Genomic DNA, 21087 nt, shown 5'->3' with positions numbered 1-21087 from the left:
TCCGTGTCTATATTTGCAATCGTTTGCATAAAAGTATAAAAAGAAACTTAACAAACAACCCAAACATCAAAATATAGATATTCTCTAATAAGCGTATTAAAAACGTCTGAGGCGGGAATGATATTAATAAGTGACGATGGTTGCTGTATAATTTTATGTGCTTTGATTTGATTTTAAAGGAAATTTAATTTGCAACTTTTGTTTGTTTGATATTATTTTGGGGTTCAAATGATGAGACTAATAATAGGATATCTTCTATCATTATGTTTTTTTCTTTTATTGAAGGGATATGCGCACGCACACGGAAACAGTGTCAATCATGCCATAAGACGGATTGTCGGAAATTCGGTGCACGCGGAGTTTTCAGCTGCCCAAAGCAGCCATGCATTTGTCGGTAAAGCTCCTTCCTCCAATAAGCGGAAAGCTGGTGAGAAGATAAAAGCAACGGAAATCGAAGAAGACGAAGACCCGGTATCTTTCAGGAAGCTCCTGGAAACCGGTATGAACCTTATTACCCTTTTTTATGCCCCCGAACGAGGATGTTGTAACACCGATTTTCACAACATCGATCTTCCTTACTCCACGCATTTTTCCTACGCGGATGTAGATATGTTTATCGTGCACCGTGTGATCAGGATTTGATTCCACTATTCCCTCTATTCTGTAACGGGCCAATGGCCTGACTGTACTTAATTTATTTCCTGACAAGGTATTTAACAGGTTTGCCTGCATAGCGTTGCTATGGAGTCAGGATAGTCATGCACCTATCACAAAGAATGTTCAACGTAACCTGAATTAAGCATAATATATTATGAGACGAATCATCATCATGCTCGCGGGCTTGTGTGCCTTGCTGTGCCATACGAGCTGCAAATCATCAAAAGGAGAAGAAAACTCAGCAACCACAAAATTCCTTGTTACCAGTCCGTTGAAAATGGATACGGTTGTTACCAGGGAGTACGTGTGTCAGATACGTTCCATCCGTAACATTGAGCTGAGAGCCCAGGAAAAGGGTTACCTGCAGCAGGTAGCTGTAGATGAAGGCCGGCCTGTGAAAACGGGACAGCTGTTATTCAGCATCATGCCTAAGTTGTATGAGGCCGAACAGGCGAAAGCAGAAGCGGAAACCAAAGCTGCGGAAATTGAATTGCAGAATACGCAGACGCTGGCCGATAAAAATATTGTGTCGAAAAATGAACTGGCACTGGCTAATGCCAAACTGCAAAAGGCTAAGGCAGAGTTATCGCTCGCTAAAACTCACCTGGCGTTTACAGAAATCAGGGCGCCTTTCGACGGCATCATCAATCGCCTCAATCTGAAGCAGGGAAGCCTTGTCGGAGACGGGGACCTCCTCACTACATTGTCAGACAACAGCCGCATGTGGGTCTACTTCAATGTTTCCGAACCTGAGTACCTGGATTATGAAGCCAGCGTAAAATCAAAAGGAGAGATGAAGGTAAACCTGCTGATGGCTAATAAACAGGTATTCAAATATCCCGGCGTGGTGGAGACTATTGAAGGCGAATTCAACAATGAGACCGGTAACATCGCATTCAGGGCTACATTCCCCAATCCTGACAAGCTGCTGAGACACGGAGAAACCGGCAGCATATTGATGGACATGCAACTGAAGAATGCGCTGATCATTCCGCAGAAAGCGACGATGGAGGTGATGGACAAGAAGTATGTTTTTGTGGTGGATAAAAATAATATAGTACGGATGAAACCCATTACCATCAGCGCCGAAATGCCCGACTTGTACGTGGTGAAGGATGGTCTGGCTGAAAACGACCGGATATTGCTGGAAGGTTTACGTAAGGTGAAAGACAATGATAAGATCACCTTTGACTATGAGGAACCGGCTAAGGTGATCGCTCAGTTAAAGTTACCAACGGAATAATGTAAACATCCAAAAAAGCAAGAGACATGTTCAATATATTTATGAAAAGGCCGGTCTTTGCGATAGTGATATCCCTTGTCATTATCTTCATGGGCATACTGGCTATTAATACACTTCCTACCTCACAATTCCCTTCTATAGCGCCTCCCAGGGTAATTGTGAGTGTGGCATATCCGGGTGCCAGTGCAGATGTACTGGTGAAGTCGGTGCTTATTCCATTGGAGAAATCCGTGAACGGTGTACCGGGAATGAAGTACATGACTTCCGATGCAACCAGCGCCGGTGAAGCAAACATACAGGTGGTTTTTGATCTGGGCACTGACCCCAATCAGGCGGTGGTAAACGTAAAGAACCGCATTGAGCAGGTAACGAACCGTTTGCCGGAGCTGGTACAGCGCGAAGGGATTGTAGTGAACATCCTGCAGCCCAACATGCTGATGTATGTAAACGTATACAGTAAAGATCCCAAAGCAGATGAGAATTTTCTGTACAATTTTTCCAACGTTAACATCCTGCGTGAGCTGAGCCGTGTGAAAGGTATTGGTAACGCCCAGATATTGGGTAGCCGCCAGTATGCCATGCGTATCTGGCTGAAGCCAGACAGGATGAGGGCGTACAACATATCAACAGACGAAGTAATGGCGGCGCTGGGAAGCCAGAGCGTGATCGGTTCACCCGGAAGGCTTGGCCGAAGTGATGGCAAACGTTCGGAAGCACTTGAGTACGTGCTTACCTACCAGGGACGATATAATCAGCCGGAGCAGTATAAAGATGTCATCATCAAAGCTAACCCGAGCGGTGAGCTGCTGCGCCTGAAAGACATTGCAGATGTGGAACTGGGCAGTGAGTTTTATGATATTTATTCCAACCTGAACAATCATCCTTCTGCGGCGATTGTATTGAAGCAGACTTACGGCAGTAACGCGAGTGAAGTAATCAAGGAGGTGAAGGCCAAGCTGGAGGAACTGAAGGGCTCTTTCCCGCCGGGGATGGATTATGAGATCAGCTATGACGTATCCAGCTTCCTGGACGCGTCTATAGAAAAAGTGTTGCATACACTGGGCGAGGCCTTTGTGCTGGTGGCTATTGTGGTATTCCTGTTCCTGGGTGACTGGCGTTCTACCTTGATTCCTACACTGGCCGTTCCGGTGTCATTGGTAGGGGCCTTCTTCTTTATGCAGGTATTTGGTCTCACCATTAACCTCATCACGTTATTTGCGCTGGTGCTGGCAATCGGTATTGTGGTGGATAATGCGATTGTTGTGATTGAGGCGGTGCATGCCAAAATGGAGGAGGAACATCTTTCTCCCTATGCGGCTACTAAAAAAGTGCTGTACGAAATCAGCGGGGCTATTGTGGCTATTACGTTTGTGATGGCGGCGGTATTTGTGCCGGTGGCTTTCATGTCGGGGCCTGTGGGTATATTCTACCGGCAGTTTTCTATCACGATGGCAACCTCCATTGTGCTTTCCGGTATCGTAGCGCTCACACTGACGCCAGTGCTCTGTGCCATCCTGCTGAAGAACAACCATGGACAACCGAAAAAGAAGACGCCTATCGACAGGGCGCTGGATGTTTTCAACAAAGGATTTGAGAAACTAACGGGCAGGTATACACGTCTGATGGAAAAGATCGTGAACCGGAGGGTGATCACTTTCGGTATCCTGCTGGCATTCGGGTTCGGCATATTCGGTGTTGGTAAATCACTGCCATCCGGCTTCATTCCCAGTGAAGACCAGGGGATGATCTATGCCATCATCCAGACACCCCCGGGTTCTACACTCGAAAGAACAAATGATCTGGCACGGAAGGTACAGGAGATCGCGGAACATGTGGAGGGTATTCAGTCGGTGTCTGCACTGGCGGGTTACGAGGTACTGACAGAAGGCCGTGGTTCTAACGCCGGCACTTGTCTGATCAATCTCAAAGGCTGGTCAGAGCGCAAGCATTCTGTTAACCAGATCATAGCAGAGCTGGAGGAAAAGTGCCACGATATTCCTGGTGCAACCATTGAATTCTTCGGACCTCCAGCGGTACCTGGTTACGGTGCAGCAGGCGGTTTCTCCCTGCGTTTGCTGGATAAGACCAACAGTGATGATTACAAGGAGATGGAAAAGGTGAACGATGACTTTATGGAGGCATTGCGGAAAAGGAAAGAGCTGACCGGCCTGTTCACTTTCTATAGTGCCAATTATCCGCAATATGAGTTGCAGATCGATAACCAGGCGGCTATGCAGAAAGGGGTTTCTATCGGTAAAGCGATGGATAACCTGTCTATCCTGATTGGCAGTACTTATGAACTGGGGTTCATCCGCTTCGGCAACTTCTTCAAAGTATATGTACAGGCGGCGCCGGAATACAGGCGGTTGCCGGATGACCTGATGAACCTGTACGTGAAGAACAGCCGGGATGAAATGGTGCCTTATTCCGCTTTCATGAGCATCAAGAAAACACATGGCCTGAATGAGATCACCAGGTATAATATGTACAATTCATCTGCTATCCGCGGTGAGCCTGCGGCAGGGTATAGTAGCGGTGAAGCCATCAAAATCATTCAGGAGGTGGCAGCCAAAACATTGCCTCATGGCTATGGTATAGACTGGGAAGGGCTTTCAAAAGATGAAGCGGGGCGTGGTAATGAGGCGCTCTACATCTTCCTGATTGTATTGTTCTTTGTTTACCTGATTCTGGCGGCTCAGTATGAGAGTTTCGTGCTGCCATTGGCGGTAGTACTTTCACTGCCGGCCGGCGTATTCGGATCATTCCTGTTGCTGAAGGTGATGGGCTTGTCGAATGATATTTATGCGCAGGTGGGGCTTATAATGCTGGTCGGTTTGCTGGGTAAGAACGCTGTGCTGATAGTGGAGTTTGCCACGCAGAAACATCGTTTAGGCGCCACCGTATTTGAGGCTGCAATAGAGGGTGCGAAGACACGTTTCCGCCCTATATTAATGACTTCCCTTGCGTTTATTGCGGGTCTGATACCACTGGTAGTGGCTACGGGCCCGGGCGCAATCGGTAACCGTACTATTGGTGCGGCCTCGCTCGGCGGTATGTTGATAGGAACGCTCTTCGGTGTAATTCTTATTCCGGGATTGTATTACATATTCGGCACTATTGCTTCTAAGCGCAAGCTCATCAAGGACGAGGATGTGAAACCGCTGACTGAGCGCAAGATCATCATCATGGAAGAAGATAACCTTAACCCAGGAAACTGATTACGATGTCAAGAAAAAAATATAAATATATAGGGATCGCTTTTCTTTCTATTGCCTATGCGGCCTGTAAAGTACCGGGCCTGGAAAGCAGGATTGTCAATAAGAACGTCCCCGTCAGCTATAACAATTCGCAGGACACGGTGAATACCGCTCAGGTGAAGTGGAACAGCTATTTCACCGATCCTTACCTGGTGGCGCTGATCGATACCGCGTTGAAGAACAACCAGGAACTCAATATTACCTTGCAGGAGATTGAGATTGCGAGGAACGAGGCCAGGGCCAGGAAAGGAGAGTACTTACCTTTTGTTGGTGTAAAAGCCGGTGTCGGTATCGATAAAGCGGCCAGGTATACGAACATCGGCGCTATGGAGGAAAACACGGAGATCAAGCCCGGTAAGGAAATGCCGGACCCGTTGCCAGACTACCAGTTAGGGGTATATGCCAATTGGGAAGTGGATATATGGCACAAGCTGCACAACGCTACGAAAGCGGCCATGACCCGCTATCTCGCGACTGTGGAAGGCCGGAATTTCGTGATCACCAACCTGGTTGCAGAAATTGCCAATTCCTACTACGAGCTGTTGGCGCTGGATAATCAACTGGATATTGTAAAGAAGAATATGGAGATTCAGCACAATGTTCTTGAGATTGTGAAGCTGCAGAAAGAAGCGACGAGGGTAACGGAGCTGGCCGTACGTAAATTTGAAGCGGAGGTGCTCAAAACCCAAAGCCTGCAGTATGGCATCCAGCAGCAGATCACGGAAACGGAGAACAGAATCAACTTTTTGCTGGCTCGTTACCCGCAGCCTGTTCCCCGGGATGGACAACGCTTTGATGAGATGATACCTGCTACTATTCACGCCGGTATCCCTTCGCAGCTGCTGGCTAACCGTCCTGACATCAGGCAGGCGGAGCTGGCGCTGGCGGCGGCACGGCTGGATGTGAAAGTGGCGAAGGCCCAGTTTTATCCTTCAGTAGGTATTTCCGCGGGAATCGGGTATCAGGCATTTAACCCTTCCTATCTGCTCAGAACGCCGGCATCGATGCTATATTCGGTAGCGGGAGAGCTAGTAGCACCACTGGTCAACAGAAACGCGATAAAGGCCACTTACTACAGCGCCAATGCAAAACAGATACAGGCGGTATACAATTACGAACGCACTATCCTGAATGCATATGTAGAAGTAGCCAATCAACTGGCGAAGATCAATAACCTGGAGAAAAGCTATGATTTGAAATCGAAGCAGGTGGAGGCGCTTACACAGTCGATCACTATTTCCAATGACCTGTTCAAGTCTGCGCGTGCGGATTACATGGAAGTATTGCTGACACAACGCGATGCGCTGGAATCCAGATTTGAACTGATCGAAACCAGGAAACAACAGTTGAATGCTGTGGTAAATATTTACCAGGCATTGGGTGGAGGATGGAACTAAGAAAGTCTGATATAGGTATCAACAGCCCCCCGTTTGCGGGGGCTGTTTTTTTATGAAACCAGTTCGCTTTCACGTCGTATACCGTTGCTGTTAATCCTGCACAGCCATTTGCAGACAGGGAACATTCCGGTGTTGTTAAGTTCTGTTATGCTACTTTACCGGTTGTACAAACAGCATCAGTGTTGTTCAATGACCCTGCGGAGATAGTTTACCTGCCCCAAGTGATAGTTTAGATGAAGCAACAACTGTGTTAATACGTAGCTGACACTCGTACCAGGCTTGTCGAAGAATATAGGAAACTCTTTTTCCAGGTCTTCCGATGTAAGTGCACTCACAGTTTGGGTGACCATAGCGATAAGGTCTTCCAGTTGAGCGGTCAACTCCTTTCTTGGCACGTCTTTCCGGATAAACTCCTGGTCACGGTTACGGACGTATGCAGTTTGTGCCAGTGTAGTTCCGATCAAAAAATTTGTGCCTCCGATGATATGTAATACGAGATTGCCACTAGCGTTCTTTACCGCGCCTTGTGTTTTCCAGAGATTGTTTTCGTCATGAAATGAGTTGATCTCTTCCATCAGTTTGCGGAGGTCTCTTTCGTAGAAACCAGCCAGTACATGACTTAACATAGGATTTTAGTTTTGCCTCTAAATATACTAAATCGATAGTAGGAAGAAATAATTTCCGGCCATTAGAAATGTCTAATCGCATTAATGAATTCTTTAATTGAATTCAATCCATTGCATTAAAATACCTGTAAATCTTGATGATAATTACAAAAAATGGACTATCTTTAATATTATCGAGCCAAGCCAAGATCTATGTAAATAAGTGTTCGGGATTTAATACACTATACCAATCTCCCCACCCCGAATTTTAGCCGTCTCCTTAAATGTTGTGATTCTTATTGCCGTTAAGAATGGTCCTCTACCTGTGCATTTAAAAATATCTTTTATTAATTGGTGTCATTGCATGTGAATGGAATAATTACGCCTCTGTTTCTTACCTGAACGACTATTTCAGGAGCACTAATTTTACGCCTACTTAGTTACACATTACATCATGTCATGTACTGTGGTGGGATGGCGCATTCATCAACATAATCAAAAAATATCTCTCTATGAATGCAACAAATCTACCTCAAAAGCAGATGCCCCGAAAGATGCCTCCCCGGTTTTCTGAGCGTATTGCACTACTTATGCTTTTACTTACGTTCGTAACGTTCCGGACATTGGGTCAATCCGCCAACCTTGACCAGGGAGCCAATAATCAGGCTACGGCTCCTACCAGCCCCGTTGACTGGGTCAATGGAAATCTGAACATGAATGCCGCGCATTTTCTGGAAGGCTATTCCGTTCCATACAGGGCTGTACTGAAAGGTTTGATCGTGAATCAAACCTACACCCTTGTAATAGGATGCGATATCACGAACGGTAGTAAGCATGCTCTGGATTATATTACACATTATCAACGACTGGAACCACATACGGTATTCGGTCATGGTGCTGAAACCGTTAATCCTTTACTGGATATTACAGGTTTCCCGCCGGCTTACTTTACTTCTTCCGATGCGGAGCCAATACCGGCGCCATCCAGCGCAGGATCGCCGGTAGCCGGGCAACCTACCGCCAGCTTTAACGCATTGCCTGCCAGTGAAAAATTATTCACCGGCTACAATGCTGATTTGCTCAGCGTGGTCTATAGCGCGCCGGGTGATCTCAATGCTGCACAATCGGAAGCGACGATTAATATTACGTTCAAAGCGCTGAAAGAGACAGTGGTACTTGCCTGGGGGGGACATATTGCCAGTGTAACTGATTGGGGTAAAGACCCCATCACCAATGAGTCCCGCTCTGCCAGTGCCATCAACGGCTCTCCTTATCATATGCGCCTCAAGAACTGGATTATAAATGGAGATACGGTCAGCATCGGCAATCAGGACAGATCACTTAAAACAGATGCTGTATTTATACCACCTGTCTGCAATGTGACAGGACCGGTCAATGCCTGTGCAGAAACAGCGAAGCTCGTGTATGTGTCTACTGTAGATGATCCTACAGGGCTTACTTATTTATGGAGCATCATCGGCGCTAATACCGCCAATGCAAAAATAGTGAACCCTACACTGGGAACTATTGAGGTGGTGCCTATCGGCACAGCTTTCGCACCGGGCAGTTTCAATCTCCGGCTTATCGTGACCCGCGATGGGTTGAAAGATACCTGTTACATCAACAGCCATAATAACCCTGGAGCATCCGTTGTTATCAGCCACGTTATTGTCGATGCAGGCAGTGACCAGTCTATTACAAACCTGGATACAGCTTATTTGTCAGCATCTGCATCCGGTGGCACAGCACCGTATACTTTCAGCTGGACGCCGGTTACAGGGCTTAGTGATCCGAATATCTTCAATCCGCAGTTCATCCCATCGTCTGTGGGGGTGTTCCAGTTTATCGTAAAAGCGGTGGATGGGAACAAGTGTGAAGATGTTGATACTATAGTGGTCACCGTGACAGAGCATCCAAAGCCTCCGTGCGGCATCACAGGACCCAATCCGGTTTGCCCGGGTTCACAGGGAGAGTATGCGGGTCCTGACGCCGGAACCGTAGGTTCTTATCTGTGGTCTGTTACCGGAGATGCAACTATTACCGGAGATAACAACAAGGAGAAAGTATTGATACAGGCAGCTAATAAGTGTGGCAGTTATATGATACAGCTGATTGTATCGACTACTGATGGTAAACGTAAAGACACCTGTTATCTCCAGGCATTCATCAAAGATACTATTAAGCCTGTGCTTTCAGGGGATGTAACCGGTGCTACCGTAAGTTGCGCTAACAATATACCGGCTGCACCAACTATTACGGCTACGGATAACTGTGCGCCTACACTGAATATAGAAAGCAGCACTACCGTGACTGACAGTATGTGTGTGAACAAGTTTAAGGTGACCCGCAAATGGTGGGCTACAGATGTTTGTGGCAATACTTCAGATACGCTGACACAGGTGATTGTTGTGAATGACGATGTGAAACCTGTGATTATTGCTGATTTTGAAAAATCTATCAATATAGAATGTCTGAAAGATATACCCGCACCACCAACGCCAACAGCCACTGACAATTGTGCTGCCAACATACCGCCTGCGTATACCGTCGTGGGCTCCGGTACTGCCTGTGATTCTGTCATCACCAGGAAGTGGGTGTTCACTGATGCATGTGGTAATGCTGATTCTGTAACACAGGGGATTCATATTAAGGACGATATAGCACCGGCACTTTCCGGTATTGCAGATAACCTGAATGTGAAATGCACTGGCGACATTCCGGCCGTTGCTGATATTAAGGCAACAGACAATTGTGACGCAGCCCCGGTGGTTCACTACAGCCAGGTGGTTTCCGACAGCACCTGTCCGAATAAATACAATGTGACCCGTAAGTGGTGGGCTACCGATGCATGTGGTAACACATCCAATGCCATCATGCAGGTGATTAATGTGAATGACGATGTGAAACCTGTGATTACTGCTGATTTTGAAAAATCTATCAGTATAGAATGTCTGAAAGATATACCCGCACTACCAACGCCAACAGCCACTGACAATTGTGCCGGCAACATACCGCCTGTGTACACCGTTGTGGGCTCCGGTAATGCCTGTGATTCTGTCATCACCAGGAAGTGGGTGTTCACTGATGCATGTGGCAATGCAGATTCTGTCATACAGGTAATCCATATCAAGGATGTTACAGCACCAGTGACTACTTTCAAACCGGATAATGTAACCTTGTCCTGCGGGGGGACACCTGTATTCGGTACGCCTGTTTTTACAGATAATTGCGGCGGCAGCGTGAAAGTTACATATGCAGATACGAAAGATGAAACAAACTGTCCGTTCACTTACACCCGTAAGTGGACAGCTACAGATGCCTGCAATAACAGTACTCAGGTAACACAGACTATTCAGGTGGCATGTTGTAAGAGTTTCTGCACCTATACACAGGGTTTCTATGGCAACACTGGTGGTAAAGGCTGTACTCCTGATGGCAGAACGCTCACATCTAAACAGATGATGACTGCTGCGGTGGATGCACAACCGGGAGATTCTGTCTTCTTCGGTCTGAAGTCAACCGCCAGGTTCTTTACCTTGTTCCTGACTGACATCACCAATGGTAATATCTATAAGATGTTGCCTGGTGGTGGTACCCCGGCAGCATTGAAAGGCTATGCAACATTTGGTAAAACATCCAGTTGGAACAATGTTCCGATTACTGCTTCCGGCAGCAACACCGGTAAGATCAATAATGTGCTCCTCGCGCAGACAATGACCTTGTTCTTCAATACTTATCTTTCTCCAACACTCAGTAACCTGCCGATTGAAGGGGATACGCTGTATACAGACAAGCTTACCGCATGTGGCAGCAAGGTCGTATCCGGAATGGTAACCAGGTACGTTCTCCCGATCAACGTGGTGAATTATCTCAAGTCTGTTGGCAAAGCGAACATTGCCGGCTTGTATGAGCTGGCTAATAAATACTTAGGAGGACAAACCGTAACCGGCGTATCGGTATCAGATGTAAACAATGCCGTGGATGCGATCAACAATGGCTTTGATAAATGTGCATTCTCCGTTCGCTGGACCAGTTCTTCCGGCGTTACAAATATCAACGGTAACATTGTTGCCGTTACAGCGCCTGACTATAAGGAGGCCCCGGCTGCAGAAAGTACCAACCTCAATGTGGACGTATTCCCCAATCCATACAGGGATAAGCTCATATTCCGGTTCACCGCTCCGGAAAAGGCACAGGTTAAGCTGGATGTATACAATATGATGGGACAGCAGGTTGGACAGCTGAACTACGGAATGGTTGAAAAAGGTTCTGTTCATACCATGGAATTCAATGTGCCAGACGCTCACAGGTCTACACTACTGTACAGGCTGAGCGTAGGCAACCACATAGCAACCGGCAAGGCAGTCCCGGGTAAGGAATAAAGTGGGGCTTGTTTTTTCATAAACAGTGATTTAAAGGGTAGGCCCCTCCGCCTTGAGCGGGGGGGGCTTTATTTTTCCTTTATTGTTTGGTCATAGTGAATATTATCCGGTCACCTTTCACGATGGCATCATCTATATAGTAAACCATTGTTTTACAGTCGTAACTGCTGATGGTTCCGTGCAGCGTGCCATCAGTACTGAGGGTATTACCTTTCACTGTCCAGGTGCCGTGTTCCGGCTCGCTGTCTTTACAGGCGGTACCAAGATCATTGTATTCATACATGCCATTGTTCTTCAATACCAGTATATCATCTTTTTCACAATCTTCCATGGAAGAGAGATAGTCCACCGGAGCGGTTGTTCCGTTTGCCCGGTATTGTAGTGACGTAAGTTTATAGGAGCCGGAAAGCCCGTTCATACTGATCTCACAGGTGGATGGAGTACTCATTTCCTTTTTACAGGAGAAAAGCATGCTGCATGCTATCAGTGCTGTTAAAGCCCATTTAGTGGTGTTTGTTTTCATACATTTCGTTTGAGTGGGTATAACTGTTGTTTGACAGTAATACCTTCCCAATAACCTCAGGCGTTGGGGAAAGGACAAAAAAAATATTTTTTGGGAGCTCCCCAACCTTTATCCGAAAAACGAGGTATTGCGGTATAGACCGGGTCTGTTTTAATACCGGCAGATTTTTTACATTAGCGATTATTGTAATAATTTAAGATGAGAAACAAAGTATTGATACTCGGCGTAACCTGCCTGATGAGCTGTGGCACTTCCATGAAACTGGCGGTACCGGATGCATTCAAACAGCAGGCTACTATGCAGCATGTGAACGGAGCCAGGGGCAACAGGATGTCGTTTGCCAATTTCACCACATCGAAAATTAAAAGGGGGGTGCATGTCTCGTATCCGGGGTGGGGAAATCCCTTCTTTCTGGAGAACCTGTTATTGAACCAGGTGGGCATCTCAAAGACAGATGTTGTTGAGAATGAGAAGACAAAGTTCCGTTATGCCCTGACAGACGGGAAGAATACGGTGCAGGTTTTTGCGACGGAGCGGCAAATTACCCGCAAACATGATTATGAATTGACAGGGAGTAAGAGTATCTTTAGTGGTTTCGAGGTGTTACAGCATTATGAATATGTTTTCTCGGCTCTTATCAGTGTGGATACTACACAGGAAAGCAAGAACTGGGAGCTGATGATGACGAACATCTACGACCGGAAGGCTGAGAAGGATAAGAACCCGTTCACCTTTATCAGGCAGGAAGACAGCGGCCTGGCTACCAACGGTACAGATACAGTGTTCATAAAGCCTGTCAGCATCAGGAAAACGGAAATGTCTAACGGCAAAACAGGCATGCTGCCGATTAAGATGTTGTCGGGGTATGAATTGAGCGTAAGTGAGGGAGTGATTGCGATTGTTGATATGATTGACCGGAATATCTGGTTCTACAATGAGCTGACACCGGCAGAGAAGCTAAATGTCAGCGCCATTGGAACGGCCCTTTTCGCAAGAAAAGTGCATGACGCAAAGTGGTGATTGGGGCAAAGAGGCATGACCACGGGGAAATGAGGTAAAAGTATTAAATGGTTCGATCAGCAACTGGAACAGGATTTAAGTAATATTATCGTTGAATGCCGTAATGGCAGCAGGAAAGCGCAGGAGCAGCTATACCGCCAGCTCTACGGCTTTGCTATGGCCATTGCCATGCGCTATGCTGCAGATGAGCACGAAGCCGGCGATATCCTGGGCCATGCTTTCGTGAAGATGTTCAGGAGCATACATACTTATGATGCAACGAAAGGGAATTTCCATGGCTGGTTGAAGAAGATCGTTATCAATGAGTCATTGGATCATATAAAACAGCGCAGCCGCTTCAGTACGATGGAGCTGGAAACAGCGGAGGAGCCGTTTGTTAATAACAGCATTATCGAAAAAATAGATGCGGCTGCGATCCTGCAACTGGTAAGGCTACTGCCGCCAGCGACGCATGCTGTATTTGTATTGTATGCCATTGACGGCTATGCCCACAAGGAGATAGCCGCGCAGCTGGGTATCAGCGAAGGTACCAGCAAATGGCATCTCAGCGAAGCAAGAAAGATCCTTCAACAAAAGATAACAGCAATAAAAAATTAGTGAATACAACCACTCCATACGAAAAATTAATGGCAGCAAAGCTGGATCAGATTCCTGTGCCTGACATGGCAGACAGTATCTGGGCCAGTATTGACATGCAGTTGGATGCGGTTGCAGACACTCCTGACAATAATCCGGATAATACAGCCGGAGAGGAGAATATTATTAAATATGATGGAAAAGGCTGGTATGGCTTTGCTGCAGTAACAGCAGCAGCTGCCAGTATGTGGTGGTATACACACCGCGAACATCCGGTTCCGGAGAAAGTATCACCTGTGAAAGCAGTACCTGCTATCCAGGCGCCTGTACAGGCTGCAGATAGTAATACCACCATAAAGCCTGTTGAAATGAAGCCTCCACCCATTGCACCTCCCAAAGTGAAGGCAGATACCATCTCCGGGAAGGATGCTGTGTCTGCAGTGGCGCCGGAAACTGATTCCGCTGCTGAACGTATGTTGCCATGGATTAAGGTGGATTCTCTTGTCAAGCCGCATCATAAGGTGTACATGCCTGTTATTGATTCTGTCAATATTCCTCCTCCCGTCAGAAAAACCAGAGGTGTGAAAGGTATTACTGCCGATGATTACAGAATTTCTGTTCAGAAAGATTCTTCTGGTAAAAAAGATTGATGATGTAAAAAGATCCTGGGAATAACCGGATTTTTTTTATTTTACTTTCTTATTCCCTGTATCAAAAACTGTAACACAACCAAACATTGCGAACTTCATGGAACGGAAAACCAACTGGTCACACACCAAACTATCAGTATATCTTTTTGCATGCATGTATTTCCTGGTAAGCCCCTTTATTGTCCACGGACAAAGTGGTCCCAGCGTTTTTACCAGCGATATTGATAATTTCTGGACGGCTTTTGATAGTATTCAGACCGTAAAGGAGAAGGACAAGCAGATTGAAATAATGAAGTCTTTGTATACGGACAAAGGAACAGAAGGGTTGAAGGTATTTATGGTGCTCAGAAGATTTGATGCTGCGAAGCTGGTGGAAAGTATTGGTAAGTACCCTAAGTTCTGGTACTCTATCAGAAGTAACACGCTGGAAATAAAAGATAAGACTGCCGCTTTTGAAGCGCATATCCGGGAATTCAGGTCTTTGTACCCTGAGTTGCGGCCTGCGAAGATCTACTTCACTATCACGGCGATACGCGCTGCCGGTACCGTAAAGGATTCAATGGCACTGATCGGTTCTGAAATTGCCATGGGCAACAAGTACACAGATGTATCGGAGTTTCCGGATAAGAGACTGGCGAATTTCTTTCAACCACAGGATTCAAATAATATTATTCCCGTTGTTATTCATGAGTATGTACATACGCAGCAGAAAGGAGAAGCGAAGATACTGCTGGAGCGGTGCATACATGAAGGCGCCTGTGATTTCATCACAGAAATAGTACTCAAACAACTATTGAGCAATTCATATCTGATTTATGGCCGGAAGAATGAGGAGGCGCTGAAGCAAGAATTTAAAAAGGAAATGATGGGGGAAGATTTTTCCAACTGGTTATACAACGGCTCCACTACTAAGACAATGGGAGACCTGGGATATTTCATGGGTTATACTATCTGTAAATCGTATTACCGTCATGCCCGCAACAAGCGCCAGGCCATCAGGGAGATCATAGGACTTAATTTTTCCGACAGGACGGTTGTGATGCAGTTCCTGGCGAAATCAAAATACTACTGACAACTATTATTAAAGCCGCATAAATGTTGACATTTATGCGGCTTTAATGTTGGTGTTATTTGCTGTTTTTGAACTGATGGCTTTTATATTCAGTAAGCCGCTGATCGATGATAGATTTCACGATTGCATAGTTCTCTTCATTATATGTAATGGTATTCAGCTGTGTGGTGGCCTCTTCGCTGAAATAGTTCTGCTTTAGTGCATCATCGGTTAAAAATGCGAAAGCTACATCTTGCGTATAAAGGATGTCATGCCCGCTCAGGTTATTAATATAGGCACGGATGAATGCTTCTTCTGATGTGAAATCTTCTGCTAAAATATATCCCCTGTTAAGGCACTGTATCCAGGCAGTAACGGGTGCTGCGCCTGTTTTAACCTGTGCTGCACTGATATGGCCTGTTTTTATGAGGTCCCGATCTATGGCCCACTGCAGGAACATCAGATGGGCTGTTCTATAAAAACCTTTGCTCCCCATAAAATCCTCAAAATCTTCGTACTCCCATTCATCATACATATGAAAGAGCGGATTCCGGTATTGCAGACCCAATGTAAATTCCCTGATGGTATGGTCATCGTCGAACTGCAAGCCCCAGACGAGTTCTCTTTCATGGTCGAGCGTCTTCTTCCATCTGTAAAAGCTTTCGGTTCCATCGTCGTTCAGCCAAATGGGCGAAATATCGCTGCTCTTCATGGTGGGTTCTCCCAGTTTGGTTTTCAGGGCTTCAAAGCTGTGGCTGAAATCCAGGTCTTCAGGGAAGATGGTATTGGATTTATTGTTATACCACCTGGCGCTATTCAATACGGGGACGAAGATTCCTTTTTTGTTTCCGGGGATCAACGGGTACCGGGTCAGATAGTTCTTCGCCTGAAACAGCAGATCTATGCCGAGTTTTTTGTTTTGTACCCAGTAAGAGGTATCTGATGCGCGGTTGGAAATGAACGGCTTTGCCGGGTATTTAAATCCGTTGTCTTTCAGAAACTCCACGACCCGGTTGTCGTCAATCCTTAGTCCTGCGAGGCTTGCAAGTGTGTTGAACATTGATGGATGTGTTATTGATATGGGATGCAAAATATAAATATTCCCGGAACACTTCTCTTTCGAAAAATCTTAACCTGGATTAACTGTATTTCTTAATGTAGATTATCGGCCCTCGTTCTCCTTCTGCTGAAATTTGTGTTGTAAAACATCAAAATAAAACATTCAACACTAACCAATAAAAACCAGACTATGGAGAACTTAGCAATAAACCTGACAACTGCCACCATTCCTGTTGACCCGGCTATCGATCCCCTGATAGAAAGCAATACCAAAGTGTTTCTCAATGAGCTGAATGCCGGATCAGGTAAGCCATTGGAGGAATTGCCGCCAGTGGATGCGCGGGCCGTGCTTACGGGTGCGCAGTCGTCTGTAACTGTAGATCTTTCCGGTATTGATGTGACCACAAAGACGATCACACACGCAGGCGAAACCGTACAACTCCATATTGTAAAGCCTTCCGGGCAGACCGGCATTTTACCAGGCTTTATGTTTTTTCATGGAGGCGGATGGGTACTGGGAGATTTTCCAACACATCAGCGACTGGTGCGCGATCTCGTGGTAGCTTCCGGCGCTGCTGCGGTTTTTGTTAATTATACACCGTCGCCTGAGGCGCAGTATCCTGTTGCCATCAACCAGGCCTATGCAGCTACACAGTGGGTGGCAGCGCATGGCCTTGAAATTGGGATTGATGGTAAAAGACTGGCAGTGGTGGGCAACAGTGTAGGGGGTAACATGGCAGCGGTGACTGCGTTGAAAGCAAAAGAGCATAACAGTCCGATGATTCAATTACAGGTGCTCCTGTGGCCTGTTACGGATGCCGATTTCGATAATGCGTCCTATCAACAGTTCGCTACCGGAAGATTCCTGACCAGGAATATGATGAAGTGGTTCTGGGACAATTATACAACGGATGCTGCGGCACGCAGGCAGATCTATGCCTCACCGCTGCAGGCTACCCATGAACAGTTGAAAGGGTTACCACCTGCATTGGTACTCACCGCTGAAAATGATGTGTTGAGAGATGAAGGAGAAGCCTATGCACGTAAGCTGAATGAAGCGGGCGTACCGGTTACTGCCATCCGCTTCAACGGCATGATCCACGACTGGGGATTGCTCAATCCCCTGGCAACCGTACCTGGTACCCGCAGCGCCTTACTGTTTGCCGGAGCTGAATTGAAGAAAGCACTTTCCTTGTAATACAGTTTTCATTTTTTGGGTAGCCGTCTGGATTTGTCCGGGTTGGTTTGCCGCCCCGATTTCTTAACATAGATTAACCCGCTTTCTTAACGTAGTTCATCGGGGGCAGGTGTATTTCATCAGAACTTTGTACTGTAAATGTTTCAGATATGTCACAATACACACTTCATAAAGCAGAGACCCGCGGCCATGATCATCTTGACTGGCTGGACAGCAGGAAGACATTCAGCTTCGCGGATTACTACAATCCCAAGCGTATGGGATTTGGTGCGCTCAGAGTACTCAATGATGATACACTGGCCGGTGGAAGAGGCTTTGGTACGCATCCCCATGATAATATGGAGATCATTAGTATCCCGCTGGAAGGCGCCTTGCGGCATGAAGACAGCGCTGGCAACAAAGGAGTGGTGGCGGCCGGACAGATCCAGGTAATGCACGCCGGCTCAGGCTTATTTCACAGTGAATATAACAACAGTGAAGACCAGACCGCAAAGTTTCTGCAGATATGGGTTTTCCCGGAAGAGCTGAATACCGCTCCCCGGTATATACAGGCGAACCTGCCTGTAACGTCGCAAGAGAATACTTTGTACGAGTTTATCGCGCCGGGCAACCTTGCTATCCGTAAGGATACCTGGTTCAGTAAAGGCACTTTCACGAAAGACGCGCAGCTGGAATACCAGGTCCATAGAGAAGGCAACGGGGTTTATGCTTTTGTGATCAATGGCAACTTCGGGATAGATGGGCAGATGTTATCAACCAGAGATGGTCTGGGTATCCAGGACACAATGCAGATTACTATCAGGTCGCTGGAGCAGGGGGCAACACTGCTGTTGATGGAAGTGCCGATGAACATACAATAACCAATCAATGCAATCATCATGGATGAGCTGAATATTAATATACTCGCAATAGGCTACAATCAGCCTATCATGGATGTAGTTCTCCGGCTGATCAACAGCCACAACTACTGGAACGGCGCTGTGGCGTTATCCAGGGAGGACGCAGTCAACAACCTGAAAGAGCGGGAGCTGGATGTTATATTGCTGTGCGCAGGTGTATCTCCGGAAGATGAGGAATATTTCAGAAGAACTGCGAAGACAATAAATACGGACACCAAAGTAATACGACACTTTGGAGGCGGCAGCGGGCTGCTGGAAAGCGAGATCCGCACCGCCCTGAATAAATAAACTTCTTAAAAAACTGACATATGAACCAACAGATACTGGGCCTGCATCACATTACTGCGATTGCCGGCAACGCACAACGTAATTACGATTTTTATACAAAAGTACTGGGCCTCAGAATGGTTAAAAGAACCGTCAATTTTGATGACCCCGGCACCTATCATTTTTATTTTGGCAATGAAACCGGTACACCAGGCACTATCCTTACATTCTTCCCCTGGGAAGGTATCAGGCAGGGCCGCACCGGTACCGGCATGGCTACAGAAATCACCTATGCAGTACCTGAGGGAAGCCTGGATTCCTGGCAGGAACGCTTTCAACAGCACCAGGTGCCATTTAATGAAACTGCGGAAAGGTTTGGAGAAACCTTTCTTTCCTTCACAGATCCCGATGGTCTGAATTTAAGCCTGCTTGTACCAAAACAACCGGACAACCGTACTGTATGGACGACCGATGATGTAAAAGAAGCGGTGGCCACTAAAGGATTTCACAGTACAACGTTGTCGCTCCGGCAGATTGAGCCAACTGCCAAAATCCTGACAGATATTTTCGGATACAGGCTGCAGGCACAGGAAGGTAACCGTTACCGGTTTATAACAGATGCCGTAGAAACTGCAAACGTCATAGATTTGCTGGAGCTACCGGATCAACAGCGCGGTGAGAATGCCGGAGGTACTAATCACCACGTGGCTTTCCGCGTTGCCAATGACAACATACAAATGGAGTTTCACGAGAAGATAGCCAGCAAGGGATTGCATATCACACCTAAAATCGATCGTGATTATTTCTTCTCTTTATACTTCCGTGAACCAGGTGGTGTGCTGTTTGAAATAGCCACTGATAATCCGGGGTTTACGGTAGATGAGCCGCTGGCACAGCTGGGCAGCAACCTGAAATTGCCCAAACAGTATGAGTCCGTACGCACGGAAATAGAGAAAGAACTGCCTTCATTAATCATATAAAAACTTTTATGCACAAGGAGAATATTCTGATAAGAGGAAAGGAGTTGCAGGATGCTGAAAAGGCATTGATCATGATACATGGCAGGGGAGCTTCGGCAGAAGATATATTGTCAATTACCGGATACCTTAACGTGAAAGACTATACGTTATTGGCACCACAGGCTACCAATCATACCTGGTATCCGCAGTCTTTTCTGGCGCCTCCTGCGCAAAATGAACCCTGGTTGTCATCTGCGCTGGAACTGATAGCAAAAACGGTGGACAGGGTAGTGGCTGCAGGCATAGCGTCTGAAAATATCCGCTTCCTGGGCTTTTCGCAGGGCGCCTGCCTGATGCTGGAATTTATTGCGAGGCATGCAATGAAATATGGTGGAGCAGTAGCGTTTACCGGTGGGCTTATCGGCGATCGGCTTTATAAAGAAAACTATCGCGGCGACTTTAACGGCATGCCGGTTTTCCTGGGAAGCAGTAATCCCGATTTTCATGTGCCGGTACAGCGCGTTCACGATACCACCGGCATCCTGAAACGTATGGGCGCTGACGTTACTGAAAAGATTTACGACAACATGGGGCATACCATTATACAGGAAGAGATCAACCTGGCCAACCAGCTTGTTTTCAGCTAAGGCTTACTTTTTCTTCTGTAAGGTATTACGCACCTTGCTCAGAAATTCAGGAGATACCCCCAGGTAGCGTGCAATCTGGTTTTGCGGAACCCGTTGTACTATCTGGGGATACTTTTCAATAAAAGCTTTGTAACGTTGTTCTGCTGTTTGTGAAACGAGGCTGTGGAAACGCTTTTGCAATGCGAAGAGCGAACGTTGCACCAGCAGTCGGAAGAGGGTTTCAAATTTGGGTATCTTTTCGAAAAGCGCAATTTTACTTTTATGATCGATGACCAGCAGTTCGCAGTCTTCCAGTGATTCAATAAACATATTGGAAGGCGTCTGTTCTGTAAAGCTATACAGATCGCTCACCCACCAGTCTTCAATTGCAAAAGACAAAATAGTCTCCGTTCCATCATCACTCAGATAATAAGTACGGATACAACCTTTAATAATATACGCCTCGAAGTCACATACTTCCCCTTCCTGGAGCAGATACGTGCGCTTCCTTACCCGCCTGAACTTGAGCATGGAGTGAAACAGCTCTCTTTCTTCAGGAGTCAGGGAAATACAGCGGTCTGCAAATTTGTCAATCTGTTCAAACATAATGGCTAAAGTAGCTAAAATAACGATATGCAGCCGGACCATCCTTATCGTGTAGCAGATGAGCGGTATGTTGTGAAGAAATGTATTACCTTGTATGGTCAAAAAAGATAAT

Annotated in this window: 18 protein-coding genes; 14 read left to right on the top strand and 4 right to left on the bottom strand. The window is 46.5% G+C overall.

From position 1 onward, the window contains the following. Positions 1-348 precede the first annotated feature (348 nt). The 4 genes from VM802_RS20865 (at position 349) to VM802_RS20850 (ending at position 6554) form a co-directional block, all read left to right on the top strand. Positions 349-642: a hypothetical protein gene (locus tag VM802_RS20865; protein ID WP_325534159.1), complete on the top strand. Its 294-nt coding sequence runs from the start codon at positions 349-351 to the stop codon at positions 640-642. 169 nt (positions 643-811) lie between these two features. After that, on the top strand, positions 812-1900 hold the full coding sequence (locus tag VM802_RS20860) for an efflux RND transporter periplasmic adaptor subunit (RefSeq protein WP_325534157.1): 1089 nt from the start codon (positions 812-814) through the stop codon (positions 1898-1900). A 26-nt stretch (positions 1901-1926) separates the two neighbouring features. Continuing rightward, positions 1927-5118 carry an efflux RND transporter permease subunit gene (locus tag VM802_RS20855; RefSeq protein ID WP_325534155.1) on the top strand — a complete coding sequence of 1064 codons (3192 nt, stop codon included), beginning with the start codon at positions 1927-1929 and terminating at the stop codon, positions 5116-5118. A gap of 5 nt (positions 5119-5123) precedes the next feature. Then, entirely contained in the window at positions 5124-6554 is a 1431-nt protein-coding gene (locus VM802_RS20850; protein WP_325534153.1) for a TolC family protein, read from the top strand. 176 nt (positions 6555-6730) lie between these two features. Here the strand turns inward: VM802_RS20850 and VM802_RS20845 are convergent, their stop codons facing one another. Further along, complete coding sequence (locus VM802_RS20845) at positions 6731-7180, bottom strand: DinB family protein (protein WP_325534151.1); 450 nt, start codon at positions 7178-7180, stop codon at positions 6731-6733. Between the two features lie 491 nt (positions 7181-7671). Here VM802_RS20845 and VM802_RS20840 point away from each other — a divergent pair, with 491 nt between their 5' ends. Continuing rightward, the gene (locus tag VM802_RS20840; RefSeq protein WP_325534149.1) at positions 7672-11541 is read left to right on the top strand and encodes an HYR-like domain-containing protein; all 3870 of its coding nucleotides are present in this window, start codon (positions 7672-7674) and stop codon (positions 11539-11541) included. A 79-nt stretch (positions 11542-11620) separates the two neighbouring features. Here the strand turns inward: VM802_RS20840 and VM802_RS20835 are convergent, their stop codons facing one another. Continuing rightward, positions 11621-12064, bottom strand: a complete 444-nt coding sequence (locus VM802_RS20835; protein WP_325534147.1) for a lipocalin-like domain-containing protein — start codon at positions 12062-12064, stop codon at positions 11621-11623. Positions 12065-12262: 198 nt separating this feature from the next. Between VM802_RS20835 and VM802_RS20830 the strand changes: the two genes are divergently transcribed. From VM802_RS20830 to VM802_RS20815, 4 genes are all read left to right on the top strand, one after another. Then, positions 12263-13084, top strand: a complete 822-nt coding sequence (locus VM802_RS20830) for a hypothetical protein (RefSeq protein WP_325534145.1) — start codon at positions 12263-12265, stop codon at positions 13082-13084. 42 nt (positions 13085-13126) lie between these two features. Continuing rightward, positions 13127-13681 (top strand): RNA polymerase sigma factor, encoded by a 555-nt coding sequence (locus VM802_RS20825; RefSeq protein WP_325534161.1) that lies wholly within the window; start codon positions 13127-13129, stop codon positions 13679-13681. 29 nt (positions 13682-13710) lie between these two features. Beyond that, positions 13711-14310: a hypothetical protein gene (locus tag VM802_RS20820; RefSeq protein ID WP_325534143.1), complete on the top strand. Its 600-nt coding sequence runs from the start codon at positions 13711-13713 to the stop codon at positions 14308-14310. A 97-nt stretch (positions 14311-14407) separates the two neighbouring features. Then, on the top strand, positions 14408-15382 hold the full coding sequence (locus tag VM802_RS20815; RefSeq protein ID WP_325534141.1) for a gliding motility protein GldB-related protein: 975 nt from the start codon (positions 14408-14410) through the stop codon (positions 15380-15382). Positions 15383-15437: 55 nt separating this feature from the next. Here the strand turns inward: VM802_RS20815 and VM802_RS20810 are convergent, their stop codons facing one another. Continuing rightward, positions 15438-16421, bottom strand: coding sequence for a hypothetical protein (locus tag VM802_RS20810; protein WP_325534138.1), 984 nt, complete (start codon positions 16419-16421; stop codon positions 15438-15440). Positions 16422-16610: 189 nt separating this feature from the next. Between VM802_RS20810 and VM802_RS20805 the strand changes: the two genes are divergently transcribed. The 5 genes from VM802_RS20805 to VM802_RS20785 all read left to right on the top strand — a co-directional run bounded on the left by VM802_RS20805 (position 16611) and on the right by VM802_RS20785 (position 20390). Continuing rightward, a complete protein-coding gene (locus tag VM802_RS20805; RefSeq protein WP_325534136.1) occupies positions 16611-17618 on the top strand; it encodes an alpha/beta hydrolase in 1008 nt (335 codons plus the stop codon). Between the two features lie 149 nt (positions 17619-17767). Then, complete coding sequence (locus tag VM802_RS20800; protein ID WP_325534134.1) at positions 17768-18478, top strand: pirin family protein; 711 nt, start codon at positions 17768-17770, stop codon at positions 18476-18478. 18 nt (positions 18479-18496) lie between these two features. Further along, complete coding sequence (locus VM802_RS20795) at positions 18497-18805, top strand: hypothetical protein (RefSeq protein WP_325534132.1); 309 nt, start codon at positions 18497-18499, stop codon at positions 18803-18805. A gap of 20 nt (positions 18806-18825) precedes the next feature. Next, positions 18826-19764, top strand: coding sequence for a ring-cleaving dioxygenase (locus tag VM802_RS20790; protein ID WP_325534130.1), 939 nt, complete (start codon positions 18826-18828; stop codon positions 19762-19764). A gap of 8 nt (positions 19765-19772) precedes the next feature. After that, on the top strand, positions 19773-20390 hold the full coding sequence (locus VM802_RS20785; RefSeq protein WP_325534128.1) for an alpha/beta hydrolase: 618 nt from the start codon (positions 19773-19775) through the stop codon (positions 20388-20390). A 3-nt stretch (positions 20391-20393) separates the two neighbouring features. Here VM802_RS20785 and VM802_RS20780 read toward each other — a convergent pair whose 3' ends face one another. After that, a complete protein-coding gene (locus VM802_RS20780) occupies positions 20394-20975 on the bottom strand; it encodes a Crp/Fnr family transcriptional regulator (protein WP_325534126.1) in 582 nt (193 codons plus the stop codon). Between the last annotated feature and the right edge of the window lie 112 nt (positions 20976-21087).

Origin of the sequence: Chitinophaga sp., assembly GCF_035538455.1 — a bacterium.
Taxonomy (GTDB): Bacteria; Bacteroidota; Bacteroidia; order Chitinophagales; family Chitinophagaceae; genus Chitinophaga.
Note: the sequence above shows the minus strand (reverse complement) of the source record. Positions and strands in the feature narration are given on the sequence as shown.